Genomic DNA, 25,577 nt, shown 5'->3' on the forward strand with positions numbered 1-25,577 from the left:
TTAACAAATGATAATATGTATATGGTGCCGCTAGCAGGAATTGAACCTGCGACCTCATCATTACCAATGACGTGCTCTACCTCTGAGCTATAGCGGCCTATAGTCAATTGATGAGAAGTTGGGGGCGTCGTCACTCGTCGTTCGCCTATTACTTATAGGCGTCGCTCCATCGTTCCTAGCCCCAAATTCTCCTGAATTAACTATAGAAAGAAGTTCTAGGAGGCTGCCGGAGATAATCATTTATATTTATGTGCAGCTATAATCTTTTTTGTCAATTCAGTATTTGATTTTCAGTTGATTATTGATTCTATACCATAATAATCAACTGAAACTATAGTGGTAGGATTTTCGTTATTGCTAATTTGATTTCTAATGGTTTCCAATTGAGATTTATCATATTCCTCAACATTTAGCATAGCCAATTTATTTGTGAAATATTCCTCACTTTCTCTTACCACTCCTAACAATTAACTACGATCCTCAACAAGAATTTATCACTTATGATATACAGGTTATGCAAGAGGTCTAGTTGCATGGCTGGGCATTATACAGGATTATAATTATGCCACCAACACAACATTAACTATTTTATGCCCGCCCTTACTAGAGAATTTTACTTTACCTTTAACCAAGGCAAATAACGTATGATCTCTTCCAATCCCAACATTTTCACCTGGGTAAATTTTAGTACCCCGTTGCCTAACAATTATATTACCTGATATGACATATTGTCCATCAGATTTTTTAGTACCTAATCTACGACCGGCTGAGTCTCTCCCATTCCTGGAACTACCACCAGCTTTTTTAGTTGCCATCTATATATCCTTATAAATCCAGTTATAATTTAGTAATGTCTAATATTTTCAGTTCGGTTAATTCCTGCCTATGACCATTCTTTCGACGATAATTCTGGCGACGTTTTTTCTTAAAGACAATAATCTTATTATCTTTAAACTGGTTAGTAATTTCAGCTGTAACAAGAGCCCCTTGAACTATTGGCGTACCGATAAAAGATGGTTTTGAATCTTCACCAATCATCAACACCTGATCAAGTTGAACTTTTGCCCCTCTATCACCGTCAATTCTTTCTATTTTGATGACACTGTTTTTGCCGACTTTATACTGTTTTCCGCCTGCTTTGACGATTGCGAACATGAGAAATATCCTAAACTAAAATTTAAACAAACTAAGTCCTTAAACAAAACTAAGTCGGCATTATATTACCACCATCTATTTTAGTCAATGGGAAATCGCAAATAAAATCGATAACCCCCTAAATTAGATTATATTAATGTTATTGTAATAATATTAATTAATCCTTCTTAAGATTTTAATCTTAATTAAATAATTTTTATACCTCTTGTTGACATAGGTTAATCACTATGATACACCAGATGTTGCTTAATCAAGTTAATATACTCAAAAATTTGTATTAATATTTTATCCGTACACTAGTGGGTATTAAGTAAAAATCTGTTGTGGTGAGTTATTTTTTAAAATAAAAAATGGTAAATATGTCTAAAAAAAAACAAAAATTCTTAAAAAATTTGCTGACCAGCGTGTCAGTTGCCTCTGTTTTAGCAAGTATGGGATGGAGCAGCGTTGCTTCTGCAGGTCGTGGAGTTAATACTGATGGTAGTCGTAAACTTAGTGAGAAGATAGATGCCAAGAATGGTAATAATGATTGGATGATTCTTAATAAGAAATATGATATAATTACAGTTGATGAACACGCTCCTGAAAGAATAGGTGGGATAGAAGTGCAAGCTAATCCAGGTCATGATGGTTGGTTTGGGGGTGATAGTCTTATAATAAATAATAACGTTACTATAGGATCTATATCTGGTGGTGCTGCTAGCTCTATAACGGCTAGAATTAATAGCAATAAGACATTAATATTAGATGGAAACGCTTACGGTGATGTTATAATAAATACCTATGATAAATTAGGCTCAATAAAATTTAATGGTAAAGGCTCAACCCTTATAATTAAATCTGCTAAAAAGGCTGATGATACTGCTGGGAATATAAAACTCTCTGGTCCTATCACTACGACTATACATAAAGAAGGAACGTTAATCTTTGAAGGAAATGGCGAGGTAACTGGAACGATTGGTGCTGATAAAAAAGCTTTAAAAGAGATAAAAATAGGTGATGGAACAGTTTCTTTATATGGGAATGTTTTTACTAATCAGACTAATCTTACCCATGAAAATTCTGTACTTAAGATTGGGAATAATGTAATAATCAATGGGGCTATCACTACAAAGTTTAATGGTAAGGGAACATTAAGCTTTGCAGAAATTGGCAAGGCTGGAGCAATAGGGACTGGTACTGCTGTTTTAGCTACAGTAGATATAGGGGCTGGAGAAGTTAATTTAGAAGATCATGTTTTTGCTACTAATACTAATCTTACCCATAAAAATTCTATACTTAAGCTAAAAGCTGGTAAAAGAATCACTGGCGCTATATATAATACTAGCGGTACAGATAATCAGGGTACATTAACCTTCCTGGGATTTGGTAGGGTAACTAAAAATATCGGTGCTAATGGTGCTGCTTTAGCCGAGATTAATATTGTTGATGGTAATGTCAATTTAGAAGGAGATGTTTTTACTGAAAAACTTAACTTCACTAATGTCGATAAAACTGTAACAATTGGTGGTGATTTTACGGGTGGAGTTGATTTTGGTGAGGGAGGAACGTTAACCTTTAATAAGCCTGTTGTTCCTGAGAAGCCTACAACATTCAATTCAACAATAGCTGGTGGTGAGCATGGCACTTTAAATGTTCAGGCTACCCTCATAGCTACCAATGCAGAGATTGGCAATATTAAGACTATAAATATTGGTACTCCTGCTATTCTTCTTCCTCCTCTTGATGCTCCTACTGCTCCTACTGCTAATACTCTAGTAATAAATGCTTCAAATAATGACGTTCATCTCCTTGCTGCTAATGGAGCGGAAATCAACTTCTTGCATGAAGATTCAGAATTGGGATTGATTACTTTAGGAAACAGTCACTCCATAATCTTTGAGAATAATTTACCAGGAAAAATTGGTAATGGAGGAAGAGTAGCAATGGTTGGTATCGACGGTGCTACTTTAACTATAACAGCTAATGGTGACAAAGCTCTTGGTACAGATGCTAGAAGTCTAAAGCACATTACAGCTTATGGTAATGTGATTATCACAGGAGCAGCTGGTAATAAACTTGATATCAGTAATACTAAGAAATTGAGCATTGTTTATAACCCAATAAATAATGGTACAATATTTGTTGATGAAAGTGGTACTTCAGCCTCGATTGCTCAAATCGATATTGGACAATCTAAACATGCTGCTGGTTTTACTATAGACCCTTCTACCGACACCGGTTCAGCAACTTACGTACTAGATGCTAAACATGGTCCTATTAATATTTTATCCAACAGAGGTGGCGGTAGTCGTAATGCAATTAATTTCATACATCCAGAGGCTAGATTAACATTACGGAATAGTAGCGATCAAAACAGAATGATAACTTTAGACAATAATCTAGACCCAGGTACTAATGATACAGGTATAGTTGAGTTTGATTCTGTTGAGGAAGATAAAACATTGACGATTGACGGAGTAAATAAAAATTTAGGTACTGCTGATAATAAACTAAAAAAGATAATTTTCTCTGGAGCTGGTAGCTTTGATATTAAGCCTACTCTTAATACTGTGGAAATAGAATTAAATGCCGCTATGGTAAACCTGGGGAAGATTAATAGTAAAGTTAGTTTTATTAGTACTCAATATGCAATTTTAACCTTAAAAGAAGATAGTACTATAAGTAACATTACCACAACTGGCAATAATTTGCATAGTTTAGCATTAAATGCAAATCTTACCATTGCAGGTGATGTTGGATCATCTGAGAACAGATTAAAAGAGATTAAATTACTAGGTGATTACACAATCGCTGTCAATAGTAAAAATTTCTATTCCAATGTATCGACCGAAAAGAATAATAGCGGTAAAGTAATATTCAAGTCGGACGATAGCGTTGCTTATGGTAATCTAGGGGCGGATAAATTGAGATTGTCTGATGTAATTTTTGATAGCAATTCAACGGTAAAAGCTGATGTTTATTCTAAGAAAATAACAATTAATGCTGATAAAACTGTAACTTTTGCTGGTATTGAAAACAGAACTATAGCTGTCCCAGGAGTAAATGTAGATAGAGCTGAATTACCAGGCTATTAAAAGAGTTTACCTATTCCACGGTAATTGATTCAGAAGAGGTAAATGCTAAGGGATCGTCCAAGATAAGATTTGATAATGCCGCCTTGGTTAAAGCTTCAATTAATAGTGAAAAGATAATATTAGCAGATAATGTTTGGTTTAAAGAAAAAGTAGATTCAACAGCCCCTGTAAGTTTTGCTAATAAGTATGTGCTATTAGAAAAAGACATTAAGTTTGCTGGTATTGAAGCAAATCAAGCTAAGATAATTAGCTTGTCTGGAAATCAAACTATCACTGGTGATTTAGTCGCTAAAGATTTAACAATAGATATAGGGACTAATCAGTTAAAATATGTTGGTAATGCCAAGCTGACAGGAACGCTACAGCTGAACACTTTCTATGATACCTCAAAAATGGCAGGTGGTAATATAGAAATTCAGAGGGATAGTAAATTAGATTTATCAGAACTAGACAAGCTGAATATAAAAGTAATAGCCCAATCTGATATTAACAAAATTTCTGAAGATACTAAATATATTCTGATTTCGTCAATTGATGGCAATGGCATTACTGCCTTGGATTCAAGTAAAATTACCTTGGATACAACAAATGAACAAAACCGCTTTGTTAGCTGGATCGTTGATCTTAACACTCTGACCCTATCTGCCAAGGATATTTCTAAGGAAGTTTTAGCGAGAGAATTGCAGGAATTATCGGGAGAACCATGGGAAGAATCAAGGGAAGAATTAGAGGAAGCAAAAAAATCTGATGCTATCTTATCAGAAGAAGCAATATTTATTAAACAATTGATTGAGGTAACTGATACAAAGAGTGAGGCTGCTAGCTACAAAAATAAACTTGGTTTTATGAATAAAGATAACGCCCACTTGGAGATTGAAAGGCTGCTGTCTAGTAATGAAAATTTGACTGCAGTAGAAGTTGCTCTAAAAGATTTGGTATCTATAATAAGCGAAGCAATTTCTCAAGTTACTAGCCAAATTACTTCAAGGTCTGTGAATATACTGCAGGTTCCTATACCATCGGGTGATGATGATAAGATAATGTACGGAGTATGGGGTAGTCCATTTTATAGTACTGCTAACCAAAAAATGCAAAAAGGAGTTAGTGGTTACAACATGAAATCGGCTGGTGGAATAGTTGGTTTTGACGGTTTAATAAATGATGACTTGCTAATTGGTGCAGCTTATAGCTTAATTGATACAAACATGTCTCATAAGAATCAGAAAAATGGCGATAAAACTAACGGCAAAACTAATGTCTTCTCGGTATACGGCTTATATAAATTCTCAACTAATTGGTTTGCTGAAGGTGTAGCATCATATGGCATAACTGATATTAAAAGCTCAGAAAGACGGATACTCCCAACTAATGTAAGAAATGTTACTACTCTAGGCACAGTCACCGCTAAATATAAATCTATTTCTTATAGTGGTCAGCTACTTACCGGATATAGTTACCAGGCTTCTGAAAATTTAACTATTACCCCAACTATTGGGTTTAGATACTCACAATTTACGGATTCTGGTTATACAAAAACTGGGGCAGCCTGTCAAAGCTTAGTTGTTAAAAAGCGATCATACAATAAATTTGAAGGTATTTTGGGTCTAAGAACCTCGGCAAACATCCAACTTGACCAATTACTATTAATACCAGAATTGCATGGTTACGTTAATTATGACTTCAAAGGAAAATCGCCAATAATTGATGTACGGTTAGATGGAATAGATAAACCATTACCAATCAAGTCAGTTAAACCTGACAAATTATCTTTTACTTTTGGTACTGGTTTAACTGCGAAATACCATATGATGGAGTATGGCATTATCTATAATGCTCACATTGCTAGCAAATATATTGGTCATCAAGGTAGTTTAAAGGTTAAAATGAATTTTTAGCTTAATACTACAGTTGTAGATTGAATATGAGTGTTCACGGAAAAAAGGTTAAAGTATAAGATGTCATTGCGAGGAGGTTGCCAGACTACAACTGTTGAAAGTTAGAAGGTGGAGCGGATTTTAGATAGCTTTTTCGTCATTGCGAGACCACGCAAGTAGGTCGTGGCAATCCATTTTTGGTTAATTTTGTGGATTGCTTCGTCGACCTACGGTCTTCCTCGCAATGACTCTTGGTGATCAGGTTTTTTTATTCATCACAAAAAAATAGCAAAAAAATCGTGAATTCTCACATCTAAACTACAACTGTAGTACTAGGGTCTGTGGACAAGATTTGTCTAGACAACGGATAATACTATGATACTATTTCAATTATTGCCTGACAGTAACATTTGAGTACTCATTTATTAAATGGAGGTATTCACTAACTGAATGTAATGAATTGGAAGTAATATCAATATGTCAATATTAGATAAAACTTTTACAAGAATAAACAAGGTAATTAAATGTCTTATATTGAGTTGTTTTTATGTTAATATACTCTATGTTTCTGTAGTATTAGCTAAACCTCCACATGAATATTTATCAAATGCTTTGAAAAGCGTACTTAAAAATTTTGAGGAAAACCCTAGAATGCTCATTCCTGGCGGTTCTATGCTATTAATAAATTACGATAAAAGCAAGTCGATTAGTCAAGATACCAAACCTATAGAGCAAATACCACAGCCATTTGTTAATACGCCACCTGCATCAGCAACCGTAAATGTATCTCCAAATAATTTATTAAGAGACTCCTGTGATAATTGCGGAACAGACTTAAGTGATCAAAACACAGATTCTCTTGTTGAAAGGAATGATGTCCCCCATATTTATAAGGAAGTAAACTTAACTACTCATGACAATTATAAGGTAATAGACTTAGATTATGACACAGATTCTCTTGTTGAGATTAATGATAATTCTGATAATAGTTCGTTAATAGGCTCTAGTGGTCATGACACAAGTTCTCTTGTTGAAATTAATGATAATTCTGATAATTTGTTCACATCATTAGATTCTACCAATACCCCAAGCGATTCAGTGATTAGCCAAGATACTGAATATGTAATACCAATTGATAGCCATTCGAATGTTAATACGATGTCACCTCCAGTGGAAGGAGCAGTTCAAGAAGAGCCAATCATTCAAAAAAGAGCAGTTATTCTAGCAGCAGGAATACCAAGAAGAGATGGTGGTGGAGTACCATCAGGAGGAGATGGTGGTGGAGTGCTACCAGGAGGAGATGGTGATGGAGCACCACCAGGAGGAGATGGTGGTGGAGTGCCACCAGGAGGAGATGGTGGTGGAGTGCTACCAGGAGGAGATGGTGGTGGAGTGCCACCAGGAGGAGATGGTGGAGTACTACCAGGAGGAGATGGTGGTGGAGTACTACCAAGAGGAGATGGTGGTGGAGTGCCACCAGGAGGAGGTGGTGGTGGAGTGCCACCAGGAGGAGGTGGTATAATGGTCTCCATATTTTGGACACAAAAATAGAAGAAATGAGATAGAATTCTTTAGCAAAAAAGGAGAGCTAGAGATGAAAAAACAAGTAAGGCAATATAGTGCTGAGGAGAAATCAAAAATTGTCATAGAGACAATCAAGGGCGAGCTAACAATAGCCCAAATAACTAGTAAGTATGGTGTTCATGCAACGCAGATAAGTAATTGGAAAAAACAGGGGCTTGAATTATTAGTACAAGGCTTTAAGAGTAAAACACAGAGTGCTGATCCAAATCAGCAGGAGTTAATCAAGAATCTATATGAACAAATTGGACAGTTAAGTGTAGAGCGTGACTGGCTCAAAAAAAAATCTGCATTGTTTGGACTTAAAGGTTAGGTGTAATATGATAGAGCCTAATCATAATAAATTAACAATTATACAACAGTGTAAGTTGTTGGGTATTAGTAGGTCAACCTACTACTATCAACCTACTGCTATTAGTGAACAAGAACTTAAGATCATGGCAATAATTGATGAGACCTATACTATGCATCCATATTATGGTATGCGACGGATGGCTAAATATTTACAAGCCCAAGGTTTTTCGGTAGGTCGTAAAGCTGTTAGACGTTACTACCAAATAATGGGTCTTGAAGCTGTTTATCCTAAAATGAATTTGAGTAAAAGAAATCAGGCACATAAAATATATCCTTATTTATTAAAAGATTTAGAGGGAACATACTCAAATCAAGTATGGTGTTCAGATATCACTTACATAAGGTTGCAACAAGGATTTGTTTATTTGGTAGCCATTATGGATTGGCACAGTCGTTATATACTTAGCTGGCGGGTATCTATTAGTTTAGAAAGTACTTTTTGTGTAGAGGCTCTTGAGGAAGCTATAGAACAATATGGTATACCAAAGATTTTTAACACAGACCAAGGAGTGCAATTTACGTCTGAGCAATTTATCTGTATTTTAAAAAAATATAATATTCAAATAAGTATGGATGGCAAAGGTAGAGCTTTGGACAACGTGTTTATTGAGCGATTTTGGCGTTCGTTGAAACAGGAAAAAATTTATCGAATAATTTTAACAATTGTAAAGGAGGCAAAAGCAGCTATTAAGGAATATATCGATTTTTATAACCACGAAAGAATGCACCAAGCATTGGGGTATAGGACTCCTAGCTTGATGTACTATAAACAAAAAGTTGCATAATAGTGACAATAATAATTTCATGGGAATTATATCTCTAAATTGCTAAATTTTTGTCTAGACAAAGGAGACCACCATATTGTGGAGCAGTCGTTCCAGAAGAAAAAGATACTTCAGAAGAAAAAACTGTGCCAGCAATAGAAGCTGCATCTCCAACAGCAGATGCGATATTAGTTCCAATTGTAACAACTAACCCCGAGAACATAGCAATAGCATTATTACAAAAACAAAAAGAAACAATAAGAGTTGTTACTTTAGCGGTAAATGAAATAGTTATATTGTCTTATGAATTTGCAAATTCAACTATTGATTTAAGATTGGCTAATTTAAGGTACTTAAACAATCTTACCGTCCTTGGCTCTGGCGATGACGTTAATATTGTTTCTAAAAATTTGTGGATTAGTGGCACGATTGGTAAAGCTAAGTATAATGGTAAAAGCATGTTAAATGGGTATACTGGCAAAATTAGTGCGGTAACTATTGGCGAGGATATAGAGTTGCCAAGTGGTAGCATTATTGGGGGAGCTTATAACTATGTTCTCTCGAATTTTAAATATAAGAATCGTATTAACAAAATTGTTGTACATACCCATGTAATGTCGATATATGGTCAAACTAATTTGTCGAAAAAAGTAATATTACAGGGTTTTCTTTCTCTTGCTTTGGGTTAATGTTTCTACAAAATTATCAGCGTATAATCAGCTAATTAAAGCTAAATTTGCTGATACTGCCTATAGTAGCAAAGCAATAATTGCTTATAATTCAAGGATTAGCAGAGTATTAATTGCCCCATATATTGGGTTTAAATATGGAAGATATAATATTGCTAGATATAATGCAAGTTTTAAAACACAAAGCCTATTAGTTGCAGCTAGTAATGGCAGAAGAACTTCTGGGCTTATAGGGTTTGGAGTAATTATGCCAATGAATGTTAATAATACTAGCCAGATGGTTCCTGGGTTATATATGGAAGTCGAAAAGTTTTTGCATAATAAACAAAAAAATCTGCATATGCAGATAGAGTCAGATCGATCTAACAATAGGGAGGAAGTATTATTACTTGAAGAGGCGGCTAAATACCAGTATAAAATTGGCGGAACTATTACTATAAAATGTCAACTAGCAGAAATTATGGCAGCATATGAATATTTAGTTTTTAATAATAAATATTCCCACCATCAAGGTTCGCTAAAATTAAAATTATTGTTCTAATACTACAATTGTAGATTGAATGTGAGTGTTCACGGAAAAAAGGTTAAAGTACAAGATGTCATTGCGAGGAGGTCGCCAGACCGACGAAGCAATCCATTTTGTGATTACTTTCTGGATTACTTCGTTGGCTCATGCCTCCTCGCAATGACGGCTTGAGGACGTAAAATCCCAACTGTTGTGGATGCCACCCCGGCTTAACTCAGTGTCACCCCTGCGTAAGCAGGGGTCTAGATTCCCGCCATTGCTAAGAATGACAATGAAGCACAGAGACACTACCCAATTTTAAAGCTTTCTAGAAATTCACTTTAATCTTCAAACTACCTTGATGACCAATATATTTGCTAGCAATGTGGGCATTATAGGTAACACCATATTCCATCATATTGTGTTTGGCAGTTAAGCCAGTACCAACATTAAAGAAGACCCTATCAGGTTTAACTAATTTTGTTGGTAATGCTTTATCTATTCCACCTAACCTTGCATCAATTACTGGTGATTTTCCTTTGAAGTCATAATTAACATAACCATGCACTTCTGGTATTAATAGTAATTGGTCAAGTTGGATGTTTGCCGCAGTTCTCAGCCCAAAAATACCTTCAAATTTATTGTACGATCTCTTTTTAACAACTAAGTTTTGACAGGTTGTACCAGTTTCCGTATGACCATCATCCATAAATTGCGAATATCTAAACCCAATAGCTGGGGTAATAGTCAATTGTTCAGAAGCTTGATAATTATATCCAGTAACTAGCTGCCCACCATAAGAAGTAGATTTATATTTAGCAACAGCTTTTTCTAGAGCAGTAACACTTGCCGATTCAGCTGAGATTAGGCGTCCTTCTAAGTTTTTAACATTAGTTATGCCATATGATGCTATGCTTTCAGCAAACCAATTATCTGCAAATTTATATACACCATATAAAGAGAAGATATTAGTTTGCCCGTTAGTTCTATCACCACTTTTCTGATTTTTATGAGACATTTTGGTATTAATTAGGCTATAGGCTGCCCCAACTAGCAAGTTATCATTTACTAAACCATCAAAGCCGACGATTAAGCCCGCCGATTTCATGTTATAACCACTAACTCCTTGCTGCATTTTTTGGTTAGCGGTAGAATAAAACGGACTACCCCATACTCCATACATTACCTTATCATCATCACCAGCTCCTACAGTTGCTGTTCTTCCAGCAACTTGAGTAGCAGCAACAGCAACTTGACTCATCAATGTCATTACTGCAGCCGTTGAATTCATTGGGCTTTGTCCGATTAAATTTTCGTTACCAGGTAATAATCTGTTAGTCGCTAAATCTTGATTTTTGCTATCCATAGAACCATATTGGCTCAGAAACTTAGCCGCATCACTATCTCCATTAAACTCAACCTGAAGCAACTGTTTAATAAACGCTATTTCTTGTGCTGAATTATTTGGTGAGTCAATAACAAATTTCTTTGCTTCTTTCTTTACTTCATCTATTTTTCCCTTTGTTTCCTTCTTTTCCTTCCCTTCATCATCTTTCTTTCCTTCATCATCATCTTTCTTTCCTTCTTTTTCCTTTAATTTGGCCTCTAATTCTTCCTTAGTAATGTTCTTGGCATGTAAAGTTAGAGTAGTAGGATCAAGACTCCATTCAACAAAGCTGTTTTGTTCCTTTACTGAAACAAGTTTAACTTTGTCTTTATCAATTACAGTATTGTCATCTTTATTAGCTAACGAAATCAGAGTATATTGAGTGTCTTTAGAAATTTTGCTACTATCAGATCGGGCTGTTATGTTTACATCCAATCTGTCTAGTTGTGATATATCTAATTTACCCTGAATTTCTATATTACCACCTGCCTTTTTTAAGCTGTCATAGAAAGTGTCCAGCTGTAGCGTTCCTGTTAGTATAGCATTACCAACATATTTTAATTTATTAGTCCCAAGATCTATAGTTAAATCTTTAGCGGTTAAATCACCAGCAATAGTTTGATTTCCAGGCAAGCTAATTATCTTAGCTTGACTTGCTTCAATGCTAGCAAACTTAATGTCTTTTTCTAATAATACATACTTATTAGCAAAACTTACAGAGGATGTTGAATCTACTTTTCCTTTAAACCAGACATTATCTGCTAATGTCACCTGTCCATCCTTAATTGGAGCTTTAACCAAGGCGGCATTCTCAAATTTTATCTCGGACGATGGTTTAGCATCTATATTGTCCGAATCAATTAGCGTATAATAGCTAAACTCTTTTGATAGTCTTGGTAATTCAACTCCCTTTATATTTATTGTTGGCACAGCTATAGTTCTTTTTTCAACACCAGCAAAAGTTGCAGTTTTATCAGCACTAATTGTTATTTTCTTGGAGTAAATATCAGCTCTTACCGTTGAATTATTATCAAAAATTACATCAGCCAATCTAAATTTATCTGCCCCTAGATTGCCATAAGCAACGCTATCCTCTGCCTTGAATATTACTTTACCACTATTATTCTTTTCGGTCAATATATCGGAATAGAAATTTTTACTATTGATAGTGATTGTGTGATCACCTAGTAATTTAATATCTACGTTAGCAGCAATATCATTTGTTCCAGTGCTACAATCTGCACCTAATGCCAGACTATAGAAATTATTGCCTGTTGTTGTAATACCATTAATAGTACTTGCTGTTTTTAAGGTTAAAGTTGCACTCTTAGCACTAGAGAAGATAATATTTTGAGCAGAAACTTTTTTGACAGCTTCTACATCTGCTCCGGCTATTTCCAGAATAGTATCATTACCTATTTGGCTATCAATAACAATCTTGTCTTTATTACTAAATTTAACAGTACCTTGTCCCTTAATCTCACGAGCCTTCAAATCTTTAGCAATATCAGCCATTGCCTTATTTGCTATCACGAGATCGTTATTAGAATTAATTGCCCCACCAAATGTCACAGTGCCAGCTTTAATTTGGATACTACCAACCGGGTTGGCATTTGTTCCGACGTCACTATCAATGCTGCCATTACCTGCGAATATTAAATTAACTGCGTTTCCAGCACTCAAGTTAATGCCACCTTTTAAATTAAAGTCATTAGCAAAAGTTAAACTGCCAAGTACACCATTACCCTGGATTTCTTTAATGTTATAATTACCAGCAGCTAAGCTTACATTACCATTACCGGCTTTTAATATGTTTAAGTTTAAGTTAGCAGCAGTTAGTATCCCAGCTCCTGAAAACTCTAAAGTTGCATTAGCACTATTGCTTATAGCACCACCAATTCTTCGATTATCTCCCAGCGTAATTGTACCTGCGTAACCAGCAAAATCCACATTACCTGTAACACCCTGAGTGGCAGTTAATTGACCATCACCAGTAAAAGCTACATTAGCTACTGCATTGTCAACAATACTCTTACCAGCATTAACAGTCACAAGCCCTGTAATGTTATCAGTTACACGACCATCGGCTTTAAAAATCACTCCACCTGTAACATTACCCTTTAAGGTACCAGCCTTAGCAAATACAACATCACCATTAACACCGTTCGTTGTTATCTCAGCATTTCCAGTTGTATTTAATGTTATAGTCTCAGCATATATGGCGGGGACGACCTCAATATTCCCAGTACCAGAAAATTTTACTCCTTTTAGCTTACGACCCACAATACCTAAAGTTTTAGCTGCTCCGTCAATCTTTAATAGTTTGTTACGATTACCAGAATCAAGCTCAACTATACCTGTATTATCAGTACCTGGGTCTAGATTATTGAGCAACTTTATAGTCCTATCATTTGCATTATCACTATTCCGTAACGTTAACTGAGACTGTGCATGCGAAAAATGAATTGCTTTACCATTAGCTAAAATATCAACAGCACCATGTTTTGCATCAATTATGTAATTTGCTGAACCATTCGCAGCGGATCCAATATTGACATTAGCAATCTGGGCTGAGGTGCCACTTTCATCATTAAATTCTGCACCATTGATAATGTTTAATACAGGAATATGTTGTATATCAAGTGCATCAACATCGCCTGCAATAGTCACCTTACCACGAATTTGTAATTCTCGTAGCGAGTTACCAGCTACCCCAAGGGTTTTATTTCCACCTACAGATTTTAGAGTTAAAGTATTACCACCATCACCATGCATTAATACTATCCCACCAACACCACCACCAAATCCTCCTGCTAAGCTATTATCAAAGGTTATGGTTTTATTAGCTGCATTACTATATAATGTCAATACTGAATCTGCAGCCAAGAAGTTGATGTTATGACCACCGTTAGTTAAAATCTTAACATCATCATGTGTGGCATCCAGTATGTAAGTTGCTTTACCGGCATTGCCACCACCACCTGCTCCAATATTGATCGTAGCAATCTTGCTTGAAGTAGCACTTGCATCAGTAAATGTTGCACCATTGATAATGTTTAACACAGGAATATGCCGTATATCAAGTTTATCAACTCCGCCTGCAATAGTCACCTTACCACGAATTTCTAATTCTTGTAGCGAGTTAGCAGCTACCCCAAGGGTTCTTCCACCTGCAGATTTTAGAGTTAAAGTATTATCACCATCACCATGCATTGATACTACCCCACCAGGAGCACGACCAGCAACTCCTCCTGTTAAGTTATTAGCAAAGGTTATGGTTCTGTCAGCAACACCATCATTATATAATGTCAATACTGAATTTGCATTAGCGAAGTTGATTGTTGCAGCATTAGCAAGGAGAGTAACGTTAGCACCTGAGGTATCTATGGTTAGTGTATTATTAGCAGCAGCAGTACCAATATTTATGATACCAATCTTGCCAATATCTGCATGGATAGCCTTGAGGTTAGTCCGAACATCTAAAGTACCATTATTGCCATTCTCTATTTCTGAATTGAAAATATAAGGATCAGCACCACCACCATTAAATATTAAAGTGTTAGGATTAGCGTTACTAAAATCAACTTTTCCTGCTTTTGTATAATCATTGCCACCAAAACTACCACCAATTGTTACAGTTTTACGGACAGCACCACCATTAGCATTATAGTAGTTAAGTTTTTGGGTAAAAACATCTCCTTTTAATACAACATCACCAGCTTCTAAACTAATCACACCTAAAGCAGCAGCATTACTCCCAATGTTTCCATCTACTTCACCAGCTCCCAAGAAGTTTAATATTCCCTGATTATTTGTAGTCGTAGTGATATTCCCCTTGATTGTTTTGCCATTTGCCAGATTTAAATTACCAGTAGTAATAAACTTCACATTACCTTCAATTCCACCATGAGCAGTAACATTGGCATTGGCGTCCCTAAAAACAAAAGTAAGGGCTTTTGCCGCATTAGCAGCGTGCTGTAAGTGTACATCACCAGGTCCATTGAAATTCACTAATGTTAAAGCATGATTCTCACCAATCCTCTCTGTTACTTCGCCCGCGCCTTGAAAGTTCAATATACCACCAGCGGCAACAGTACTATCTACATTACCTTCGATTACCTTAGCATTTGCCAGAGTAATTACACCTGCATGACCAGCAAAATTTACATTACCTTTAATTCCATCATTAGCCAATATTGTCTTATCAGCACCAAAATTCACTGCCCCCTCTAATAAACCATTAGCGGTAACATTACCCCGAATATTGAAAGTCGTAGCTTTAGATGCGGCATCTAAAGTTGTGGCTCCATTAATATTAACCACATTTAGAGCATTAGTTCCACCAATTATTCCAGTTACCTTAGTCCTGTTTCCTAGGGTTAATGTACCATTAATTCCAACAGTGCTATCTACAGTACCAGTGATTGTCTGATTAGCTGCCAGATTAATTGTACCTGCATTATTAGCAAAATCTACATTACCACCAATCCTACCACCAACAGTTAATTGACCAGCATCAGCAAAAGTCACATTACCTGTAACCGCACCAACACTAGCATTGCCAGCACCAACAGTTACACTACCACCTACGTTACCAGCCATACCACCACCAACACCAAAAATCACATTACCATTTAACGTACCACCACCATCACCAAAAGTCGCATCACCTGTAACATTAGGTGTTTTTAAGGTACCACCATTAGCACCAAAAATCACGCTACCAGTCAAACCATGAGCAGCGGTAACATTAGCATCCGCATGGTTAATATTGAAAATCAAGGCATTATTAAGTGCTCCTTTCAATTTCACATTACCAGCTCCAATAAAATCAACCTTTGCTAAAGCCTTACCAGCCTCACCGATATTTCCAGTTACTGTACCAGCTCCTTCAAAGGTTAATATGCCCTCCCTATTAGTAGCCGTAATGATACCAGCGAGTGTTATGCTTCCAGCACTACCATCAGGGTTATTAGTAGGTCGAACTACAAGCGTTGAGTTTGCATTATCAAGGGTTATGTTACCTAAACCAGTGTAGGTATTTATATTCGCATTAAAACCATGATTTGCTGCTATAGCTTCATCCCCAGTCAAAGTTAAGGTTTTACCAGCTGCTATAGTGATAGGCAATGTATTCCCGCCAGTTATTATAGAACCAATTGATAAATTTTGATTAACCGTAAGCCGACCAGGTGTGTTACCACCTATATTGATAGCAGTAATTACAGCAGCATTGTCAGCATCAAGTGTGAAGTCACCATTATAGGTAAATGCCTGACCATTCGGGGCTTTATTAACAGCCGCATCATCATGAACAGTGCCATCATCATTTATACCATGCCAATGTGCATCGGCTCCTAAAGTAGCATTACCTACCATCATCCTACCATTAAGTGTAGCAACACCAAAAGCCACGCTGCTTCCCCCTATGCTTGCTACAACAGAGGCGACTGACACGCTGGTCAGCAAATTTTTTAAGAATTTTTGTTTTTTAACCATAATTTAACCTATTCTTATTAAAAAAATAATTTGTTATTTACTCACCTTACGCATAAACCCCACAACTGTTGAAAGTTAGAAGGTAAAGCGGGTTTTAGATAGGTTTTCTGTCATTGCGAGACCACGTAGTGGTCGTGGCAATCCATCTTTGGTTACTTTTATGGATTGCTTCGTCAACCTTACGGTCTCCTCGCAATGACGTATAAACCTACAACCCGTCATCATCGTAATGACGTTTTGGTAAAAATGCTCGTCATTGCGAGCGAACGTATGTGAGCGTGGCAATCCACATTCATTAGATTGCTTCGTCGTACTTTAGCACTCCTCGCAATGACGGTTTTTCAATTATTGTTTTCTTAAACTAACGCTTATGCACAATGACGTGGGGGATGTTGTAAGCCTCATAGGTCATTACGAGAAGGGTGTGAATATTTTTTATAAAATATTCACAATAATACTTAGTGTACATTATAATTGGTGTATATTATACAAATTGGGTAGATAAAAACAATTATTCTTGTCCCGAATTAATGTTATTTATCGTTAACGTAATAGCCATCAGAAAGGTTAGTTTATATGCTAGTACAATATTTATTGGATCTTTATCATAAAGGCAATCAAGAAATTTTAATGTTAATAATTATGATAGTTTCAATCATTCCATTGATTATTTTTATTAAGACAATAATATTTTCAATGCTCAAAAACTATATTAATCAATGGCATCCTGATTATCAGAAAATATTTAAAAAATATTCTATATACACATATTTATTACATACATTACTAGCTTTATACCTTATATTTTGGGATAATATCTTACAGACATTTCCTACTTTATCTTGGATGATTAGCATCAAGAATGTTGCGATAATACTCTATACAGGTAGCTTTGTTACAATGCTAATCCTATCTCTTATCGATGCTTTTGCGGATATTTATCGAAGCAGACTGACAATTTCCATCCAATCATATTTAAGTTTATACACTCAAATATTAAAGATACTTATTATCTCGGTTGCTACCATTATCATTATTTCCAGCATTTTGAATGTTTCTCTTAGTGCATTTTTTACTAGCTTGGGAGCAGCAGCAGCGTTGTTAACCTTTCTATTTAAGGATACGGTTGTGGCTTTGCTAGCAAGCTTACAACTAATTTCGCAAGATATAATACGAATTGGTGATTTTGTTAGTATTAGTCAGTATAATGTTGAAGGTACCGTAGAGAAAATTACTATTACATTAGTTAAAATTAGGAATAATGATCAGACTATTTCAACAATACCGACATCTAGTCTTTTAACGACTAATGTAGTGAACTCACGTGGTATAACTGACTCAATGGCAAAAAGGATTCAGGGAGCAATCTGTATTGACATGAACAGTATTTTGTCGGTTTCGACTATAGCATTTATACAAGAGTTAAAAAAATCACCATATTTGCTAAAGGAAGTAATGGATAAAGTGGATTTGAAACAGCTAGATGATTATGTAACAAATATCAAGATATTTAGGCTATATATAAAAGAATATTTGAAAAATCACCCGATGATCTATCAACAAAATTTCACCTTTCTGGTGCGTCAGTTGACTCCAACCCCTAATGGTCTGCCAATAGAGTTATGTGTCTTTACCCATGAAACGAGGAAGGGGCTATTTGAAGATATCCAATCAGATATTTTTGATCATTTGATGGCGGTGCTACCTGATCTCAAATTAAAAATATTTCAAAATAGTAATAATTAAAACTGGATATAATAATGACTTTAGAAACCAAATTTAATTTAGCTTCTGCCTACCAAATTCTTGCAATTCTGGGCTTCGATGATCATACATATACCCATCTATCTGCAAGACCTAAAGGAGCTGACTATTACTATATTTATCCTTTTGGGTTAAGGTTTGAGGAAGTAACTAGCGATAATTTACTGCAAGTTAGTTTAGATGGAACAATTATAAAGGGCAATGAATATAATTATAGTAAAACCGGCTACGTTACTCACGGTAATATATACAAAGAAAGGTCGGATATTTTATCTATCTTTCATCTGCATACTCCAGCAATTGTTGCTGTATCATCTATGCGAGTAGGATTGATGCCAATAAGTCAGTGGGCACTACATTTTTATGAAAAACTATCTTATCATGAGTATAACTCTCTTATACTGACCTCCAATCAAACTAGTAAAATACTAGACGATCTTGGGCAGAATTATGTTATGTTTCTACGTAATCACGGAATATTAGCCTGTGGCAGGACAATACATGAAGCGATGTTTTATACTTATCATTTAGAGCAAGCATGTAAAACCCAATGTTTAGCATGTTCAACAAATCAGGAGTTAATCATACCATCTCCAGAAACTTGCAAGAAATCAGTGCAAGATTTATTGTCATTTGAGGAAGATTTAGGCAAACGTGACTGGATAGCTTGGCTTAATTTGCTCAAGACGGCTAGGAAAAATTTTTAACAGGTTTATGGTGAGAAAGCGACACTCTTAAAATTAAATAGCCAGTTTAACTGAGGATGAATATATTTTATAATATAGTGAAATTAATATGACAGTAGAACTTTTTGATAATATATCAACCAAAAAAACTAATATTGTTAAAGATAACAATAAACCACCGAGAATGAGGGTAGGTACTGATGAATTCTATGACCTACTAATTAATAGTGATGTCTTTGTTGATAAAAGCCTAATGGTAAAAGAATTGCTAGAAGATAGTGGTAAAGTTATCCTGATCACTAGACCAAGGCGTTGGGGTAAGAGCTTGAATATGAACATGCTCCATAAATTTTTTGAAATAGAGGTGGATGAGAGAGGTAAGCCTTTACCTGAAGAGGATAGAGTAAATAGTAAGCTATTTATCGGGGGTGAAGTAGATTTAGGACTAGTAACAGGTAGAAAGAAGTTACTTAAGAAGTTGAAAATAGCTCAGTACTCAGATGTAATATCTGAGCATCAAGGTCAATTTCCGGTGATTTCCATAAATTTTAAGGATGTTAAAGGCAGTAACTACCAAGAAATTGAAAGCGGAATAAAAAATCAAGTAACTAATCTGTTTACAAACCATCGATACTTAAAGCGTTATATAACAACAGATGAAAAATTACTAGATGAGGCACAAAAGGAAAAGTTAAATCGATATTTTACAGGAAAGCTTGATAAGGAAGACTTAAAAGATAGTTTACGGGTTTTGAGTGAAGTACTGTACAAACATTTTGGTCAAAAAGTTTACATATTAATCGATGAATATGATACGCCGATCAATAGTTCATACATTAAGTTTGGTAACAAGCCAGAAGAGTTTGAGCAGGTACTTGAAATGTTTCGCGGGATGTTTGGCAGTAGTTTAAAAACTAATCCTTATTTAGAAAAAGGGGTAATTACTGGTATATTACGGGTTGCTAAAGCTAATTTATTTTCGGATTTGAATAATGTTAGTGAATATAGCTTGCTTGATGAAGAATTTTCTAAGTTCTATGGTTTTACTCAAGCAGAAGTTGATGAATTGTTAGCAAAAGTACCAACAGCAACTAATCCTGAACAAATTAAAGCTTGGTATAATGGTTATAATTTTGGCGGAGAAATCATCTATAATCCATGGTCGATTATGCAATGTTTAGCTCATAAAGGCAAACTTGACCATTATTGGCTTGATAGTGGGGGGACGGGTCTTGTTGATAAAGCATTGTTATCAGATGAGATGCAGGAAGATTTACAGAGCTTAGCTGCCGGAAAGAGTATTATCTCACCGATTGTCAAACAAATTAGTTTTACTGATATCAACAAGCCAGTAGGATTATTTAGCTTGTTGTTATTTAGCGGTTATTTAAACCCTGTTGCTAAAAAACCAGAAGAAGATATTTACGAATTGTCGGTACCAAATAAAGAGGTACGATATATATATAATGCCAGAATGCTCCAATGGGTAACTGATCAGTTGCAAATTGATCATTTTCGATATTATTCTTTTGCTACTTTGTTGCCGGCAGGTAAAATAGAACAGTTTAAAGAAAGGTTGCAAGAATTATTACTAAACGCTACTAGTTTTCATCAAACTGGCGAGAAAAAAGCTGAGCTATTTTATAGTGGCTTTATGCTAGGTTTGATTAATACCTTAGCTTCCGACTACATAATAGACAGTGAAAGAGAAACCGGTAGCGGTAGGGCTGATATTGTGCTACTACCCAAGATAGGTAAAAGTGATAATGCTATTATTATTGAATATAAAATATGTAAATCTCCTGATACTCTAGAATCTGTTGCCAGAGAAGGGCTAGAGCAAATAGCAAAAAAACGATATGATGCTAAAATAAAAGAATACTCCCATGTTCAGAAAATCATCAAAATCGCTATGGCTTTTTGCGGCAAGGAAGTGGCACTAGAATACCAAATATAGTTAATTGAGAAGAAGTTGGTAGATATAGTCAATTCAGGGGAATTGGGTAGCAGGAGCGATGGAGCGACGCCTATATGTAATAGGAGAGCGACAACGTCACCAACTTCTCATCAATTGACTATAATGGTGTTATTGGTATTTTTTATTGTATATTAAGTAGTTTTTTATTGATTTTTAATCAAGGAAGGCATAAAGTTAGAGTCTGTTTTTTGTTTTTCGGAAAGCTCCTGAGGTTAGAGCGAAACTATCTTCTAACCTTAGTGGCTTGACATTACATAGTATCGTCTTCCAGAAATGCTATTATTTTTCCACATAGTAAATTAGACCTTATATCTTGAAAATGTAGAGTATGATACTCAACTCTTAATAACGTAAAATAATAAATTATGAATTTTATTGATGAAGCTAAAATATATTTAAAAGCGGGTAATGGTGGTGATGGAGCAGTTAGTTTCCATCGAGAGAAATATATTGATATGGGAGGACCTGACGGTGGAGATGGTGGTCGTGGTGGTAGCATTATTTTCAAGAGCAATTCTCACCTTAATACTTTAGTAAATTTTAGGTATAAACTACATTTTAAAGCAGATAATGGTGAAAATGGTAAAGGGTCAAACCGAACTGGTAAATCTAAACCCGCTTTACTCTTACAAGTACCAGTTGGAACACAAATATTTACTGAACATAATGATATTTTACTATATGATTTTACTGCAGATGAACAAATTTTTGAAATAATTAAGGGGGGAAAAGGGGGACTTGGTAATAGCCATTTTAAGTCATCCATTAATCAAGCTCCGCGACGTAGAACTGAAGGTATCGTAGGAGAAGAAATGTGGGTAAATTTACAGCTCAAACTACTTTCAGATGTTGGTCTTATAGGTTTACCTAATGCAGGAAAGTCAACCTTTCTTGCAGCAACAACATCAGCCAAGCCTAAAATTGCTGATTATCCATTTACTACACTAAGCCCAAATCTTGGGGTTGTTTATGTGGATGATGAAGAATTTGTGATAGCTGACATCCCAGGCTTAATAGAAGGAGCCCATTTGGGACATGGGCTTGGTGATAAGTTCCTAAAACATATTGAGAGGTGTAATTTATTGATTCATCTGATATCAGCAACAAGTGATAATTTATTGGCTGATTATCAAACTATTAGGAATGAGCTTGAATCATATTCAAACTTATTAAAAAATAAGACAGAAATAATCTGTTTAAATAAGTGCGATGTTTTGTCAGAGGAAGAAGTTCAGGAAAAAATTACCGAGTTACAAAAAATTACTAGTGAAGAAATTTTTGTAGTTTCTGCCTATACAAGAAGTGGATTGAATATGATAATAAAAAAAGCTCTTGAAAACATAAAAAGTACCAGACTATAAAATTAATCTTGTTAGACATTGTGAACAAAATCTAAATGAAGAATCTTCAATGAAAATAGCGACTTGGAATATTAATTCGATAAGAATGAGACTACAACATTTACGTGACTTTTTAACAGAAGTAGATACCGACATTGTTTTACTACAAGAAATAAAGTGTGAGACTGAGAAATTTCCTTTTGATGAGCTATCGGATTTGGCGTATAACTTATATGTACATGGTCAAAAATCCTATAATGGCGTTGCTATTTTATCAAAATTTCCAGCTGATGAAGTAATAAAAGACTTCCCTACCATTAATTGTCTAGATCAAGCACGACTGATAGAAATCACTGTACAAACCCCAATAGGTTTTTGTAGCATTACTTCATTATATGCCCCTAACGGTTCATTGGTAGGTAGTGATAAATTTGAAATGAAATTAAGATTTTATGACGATTTAACTAATTATTTACAAGCCAAGAAATCTCTTGATACTAAGATAATAATTGGAGGAGATTTTAACATTGCTCCTTTTGATATTGATGTATACTCAGCAAAGGAGTTACAAAATACTACTTGTTTTACTAATGAAGAAAAACAACGATTGAGAATTATTCTAAATTCTGGGTTTGAAGATTTATATAGATTATCAAACCCTACTAAACAAGAATTTTCTTGGTGGGATTATAGAGCAGGTTGTTTTGAACAAAATAAAGGTATGCGTATTGATATGATACTTGCCTCGAGCAATGTTGCCGATTATTTAGATAATTGCTACATGTATTATAATTTACGAGCTAAAGTTAAACCTTCTGATCATATACCCGTTGTTGCTATCGTCAATTCAGGAGAATTTGGGACTAGGAGCGATGGAGCGACGCCTATAAGTAATAGGCGATAATCAAATTTTTTTGCAGAATTTAGTTAACTTACTGTCATACCTGCGTAAGCAAGTATCCAGATTCCCGCCTACGCGGGAATGACAACTTTTCTGTTGGAACAAATGGGCAAATACTATTTGGCTTAACTATATAACAAATTATTAAACAGAAGGAGAGAATTTTGCCAAAAAAACATAATCTAATAAATTATGACTATAATGCCTATAGCACTGTAAGAAGGCTAATAGTTGACCATATAAGACCATATCTAAAACAGATTGGGATAGCAGTATTGTTTATGGTAGTTAACGCTTGCTGTAATGCTTATATTGTTGAATTAGTCCAACCAACCATTGACCAAATATTTTTAACACATCATCGTCAAATGTTATTATTTTTACCGTTAATGGTAGTACTAACATTTACTATTAAAGGTATTGCTGAATATTATTCAAGTTATTTAATTAAATTTGTTGGTCAGAGAATTTTAACTGATTTGCAAATTAAAATGTATGAACATTTATTATTTGCTGATATTCTATTTATTCAGTCTCAATCATCGGGGCGTTTAATATCACGTTTTACTAACGATATTTCGATGATGCGTGGTGCAGTATCGAATATACTGGTATGTTGTGCCAAACATTTTTTAACAGTACTAGGTCTGATCATAGTGATGTTTAGGTTAGAACCTAAGCTATCTTGTATTGTATTTATGGCATTTCCAGCAGCAATTTATCCAACACAACAATTAGGACGGAAAATTCGCAAAATATCCGGTCAAGCTCAAGAGGAATTAGCTAATTATACTTCAAGGTTAGATGAGACTTTTGGGTCAATTAAAATTGTTAAGTCTTTCTTAGGAGAGAAAATTGAAAGCAATCGAGCTTTATTGATTTCCAGCAATATTTTACGTTTTCTAAAAAAAACTGCCAAATTGGATGCACTGATCTCACCGCTTATGGAAATATTAAGTGGTATAACAGTTGGTGGGCTTATTTGGTATGGTGGATTGTTAGTCATAGAAGGAGAGACTACTCCAGGAGCACTTTTTGCTTTTATTACAGCCTTTATCACAGCGTATAGACCTTTTAAGAGTTTGGTGTCTTTAAATATCAACCTACAAGAGGGAATTGCTGCGACAAGAAGAATATTTAATATTCTAGATACTGAGCCTGTTATTAAAGATAGTGTAAATGCTCTAACTGTTCCGTTAGTTAATCCATCAGTAGTTTTTAACAATGTAGAGCTAAAATTTAATAATAAAGTAGCTTTAAAGCATCTGAATTTACAATTAATGCAAGGAAAGACTACAGCTGTTATAGGACGTTCTGGTAGCGGCAAAACTTCATTAGCTAATTTATTAGTAAGATTTTATAACCCAACTAGCGGGCAAATTTTAATTGATGATTACGATATTAAAGATATAAAAATTGACTCTTTAAGACGGCAAATCTCTTTAGTAACGCAAGATACTACATTATTTGACACTAGCGTTGCAGAAAATATTGCTTATGGTAACCCAGATGCCACTCGCAGTGAAATTATTACTGCGGCAAAATATGCTGATGCTGATGAGTTTATTTCACAGCTCCCATTCGGTTATGATACGATGATTGGTAATCAAGGTTCAACGCTTTCAGGTGGGCAGCGTCAACGTTTAGCGATAGCTAGAGCATTTTTGAAGCCAGCAGCAATTTTAGTTTGGGATGAGGCAACAAGTTCGTTAGACCAAAATTCTGAGCGATTAATTTTAAATTCTTTAGTAAATCTTCGTAAAGGTAAGACTACCTTAATTGTCACCCATCGTTTATCGAGTATTAAGGATGTTGATCACATAGTTGTTATGAAATCTGGTATGATATTTGAGCAAGGAACTCACTCACAGCTTATAGAAAATAAAGCCGAATATTATAAATTATATCATAAAGAATTAGGAGAGGCGGAGAAGTGATAAGGTTAATATAGAAAAATAAATATACTACTATGATTTTAAGATTGAGATTGTGGTTAAGTTGTTTAATATAAAGTTTATAAAAA

Annotated in this window: 18 protein-coding genes and 1 tRNA gene; 13 read left to right on the forward strand and 6 right to left on the reverse strand. The window is 35.1% G+C overall.

Annotated features, from left to right (window positions below):
• Positions 1 to 22: 22 nt before the first annotated feature.
• From AAGD20_RS04995 to rplU, 5 genes are all read right to left on the reverse strand, one after another.
• A tRNA-Thr gene (locus tag AAGD20_RS04995) sits at positions 23 to 97 on the reverse strand.
• A complete protein-coding gene (locus AAGD20_RS05000) occupies positions 88 to 240 on the reverse strand; it encodes a palindromic element RPE2 domain-containing protein (RefSeq protein ID WP_341748679.1) in 153 nt (50 codons plus the stop codon). Before AAGD20_RS05000 ends, AAGD20_RS04995 begins: the two co-directional genes overlap by 10 nt.
• 50 nt (positions 241 to 290) lie before the next feature.
• Positions 291 to 458, reverse strand: coding sequence for a hypothetical protein (locus AAGD20_RS05005; protein ID WP_341748680.1), 168 nt, complete (start codon positions 456 to 458; stop codon positions 291 to 293).
• Positions 459 to 560: 102 nt separating this feature from the next.
• Complete coding sequence (rpmA, locus tag AAGD20_RS05010; protein WP_341748681.1) at positions 561 to 815, reverse strand: 50S ribosomal protein L27; 255 nt, start codon at positions 813 to 815, stop codon at positions 561 to 563.
• Between the two features lie 22 nt (positions 816 to 837).
• Positions 838 to 1,155 (reverse strand): 50S ribosomal protein L21, encoded by a 318-nt coding sequence (rplU, locus tag AAGD20_RS05015; RefSeq protein WP_094649747.1) that lies wholly within the window; start codon positions 1,153 to 1,155, stop codon positions 838 to 840.
• A 359-nt stretch (positions 1,156 to 1,514) separates the two neighbouring features.
• On the opposite strand from rplU, the gene AAGD20_RS05020 reads away from it, so the two are divergent.
• The 7 genes from AAGD20_RS05020 (at position 1,515) to AAGD20_RS05050 (ending at position 10,035) form a co-directional block, all read left to right on the forward strand.
• Positions 1,515 to 4,232: a hypothetical protein gene (locus AAGD20_RS05020; protein ID WP_341748682.1), complete on the forward strand. Its 2,718-nt coding sequence runs from the start codon at positions 1,515 to 1,517 to the stop codon at positions 4,230 to 4,232.
• Between the two features lie 83 nt (positions 4,233 to 4,315).
• Positions 4,316 to 6,127 carry an autotransporter outer membrane beta-barrel domain-containing protein gene (locus tag AAGD20_RS05025; RefSeq protein WP_341748683.1) on the forward strand — a complete coding sequence of 604 codons (1,812 nt, stop codon included), beginning with the start codon at positions 4,316 to 4,318 and terminating at the stop codon, positions 6,125 to 6,127.
• Positions 6,128 to 6,583: 456 nt separating this feature from the next.
• Positions 6,584 to 7,657 (forward strand): hypothetical protein, encoded by a 1,074-nt coding sequence (locus tag AAGD20_RS05030; protein WP_341748684.1) that lies wholly within the window; start codon positions 6,584 to 6,586, stop codon positions 7,655 to 7,657.
• A gap of 43 nt (positions 7,658 to 7,700) precedes the next feature.
• Entirely contained in the window at positions 7,701 to 8,000 is a 300-nt protein-coding gene (locus AAGD20_RS05035; protein ID WP_341748685.1) for a transposase, read from the forward strand.
• A gap of 7 nt (positions 8,001 to 8,007) precedes the next feature.
• Positions 8,008 to 8,826: an IS3 family transposase gene (locus AAGD20_RS05040; protein ID WP_341748686.1), complete on the forward strand. Its 819-nt coding sequence runs from the start codon at positions 8,008 to 8,010 to the stop codon at positions 8,824 to 8,826.
• Between the two features lie 50 nt (positions 8,827 to 8,876).
• Positions 8,877 to 9,494: an autotransporter outer membrane beta-barrel domain-containing protein gene (locus AAGD20_RS05045; RefSeq protein WP_341748687.1), complete on the forward strand. Its 618-nt coding sequence runs from the start codon at positions 8,877 to 8,879 to the stop codon at positions 9,492 to 9,494.
• Positions 9,481 to 10,035 (forward strand): autotransporter domain-containing protein, encoded by a 555-nt coding sequence (locus tag AAGD20_RS05050; RefSeq protein WP_341748688.1) that lies wholly within the window; start codon positions 9,481 to 9,483, stop codon positions 10,033 to 10,035. Before AAGD20_RS05045 ends, AAGD20_RS05050 begins: the two co-directional genes overlap by 14 nt.
• Positions 10,036 to 10,327: 292 nt before the next feature.
• On the opposite strand, the gene AAGD20_RS05055 is transcribed toward AAGD20_RS05050, so the two are convergent.
• The gene (locus AAGD20_RS05055; RefSeq protein ID WP_341748689.1) at positions 10,328 to 16,885 is read right to left on the reverse strand and encodes an autotransporter domain-containing protein; all 6,558 of its coding nucleotides are present in this window, start codon (positions 16,883 to 16,885) and stop codon (positions 10,328 to 10,330) included.
• Between the two features lie 576 nt (positions 16,886 to 17,461).
• Here AAGD20_RS05055 and AAGD20_RS05060 point away from each other — a divergent pair.
• From AAGD20_RS05060 to AAGD20_RS05085, 6 genes are all read left to right on the forward strand, one after another.
• Entirely contained in the window at positions 17,462 to 18,631 is a 1,170-nt protein-coding gene (locus AAGD20_RS05060; RefSeq protein WP_341748690.1) for a mechanosensitive ion channel family protein, read from the forward strand.
• A 14-nt stretch (positions 18,632 to 18,645) separates the two neighbouring features.
• Positions 18,646 to 19,356, forward strand: a complete 711-nt coding sequence (locus tag AAGD20_RS05065; RefSeq protein WP_341748691.1) for a class II aldolase/adducin family protein — start codon at positions 18,646 to 18,648, stop codon at positions 19,354 to 19,356.
• A gap of 88 nt (positions 19,357 to 19,444) precedes the next feature.
• On the forward strand, positions 19,445 to 21,292 hold the full coding sequence (locus AAGD20_RS05070; protein ID WP_341748692.1) for an AAA family ATPase: 1,848 nt from the start codon (positions 19,445 to 19,447) through the stop codon (positions 21,290 to 21,292).
• Between the two features lie 386 nt (positions 21,293 to 21,678).
• A complete protein-coding gene (obgE, locus tag AAGD20_RS05075; RefSeq protein ID WP_094649319.1) occupies positions 21,679 to 22,674 on the forward strand; it encodes a GTPase ObgE in 996 nt (331 codons plus the stop codon).
• 49 nt (positions 22,675 to 22,723) lie between these two features.
• Positions 22,724 to 23,557: an exodeoxyribonuclease III gene (xth, locus tag AAGD20_RS05080; RefSeq protein WP_341748693.1), complete on the forward strand. Its 834-nt coding sequence runs from the start codon at positions 22,724 to 22,726 to the stop codon at positions 23,555 to 23,557.
• Positions 23,558 to 23,718: 161 nt separating this feature from the next.
• Positions 23,719 to 25,491, forward strand: coding sequence for an ABC transporter ATP-binding protein (locus AAGD20_RS05085; protein ID WP_341748694.1), 1,773 nt, complete (start codon positions 23,719 to 23,721; stop codon positions 25,489 to 25,491).
• The last annotated feature ends 86 nt before the right edge of the window (positions 25,492 to 25,577 follow it).

The sequence above is a fragment of the Candidatus Tisiphia endosymbiont of Sialis lutaria genome (assembly GCF_964026535.1).
In the GTDB taxonomy this organism is placed as follows: Bacteria; Pseudomonadota; Alphaproteobacteria; order Rickettsiales; family Rickettsiaceae; genus Tisiphia.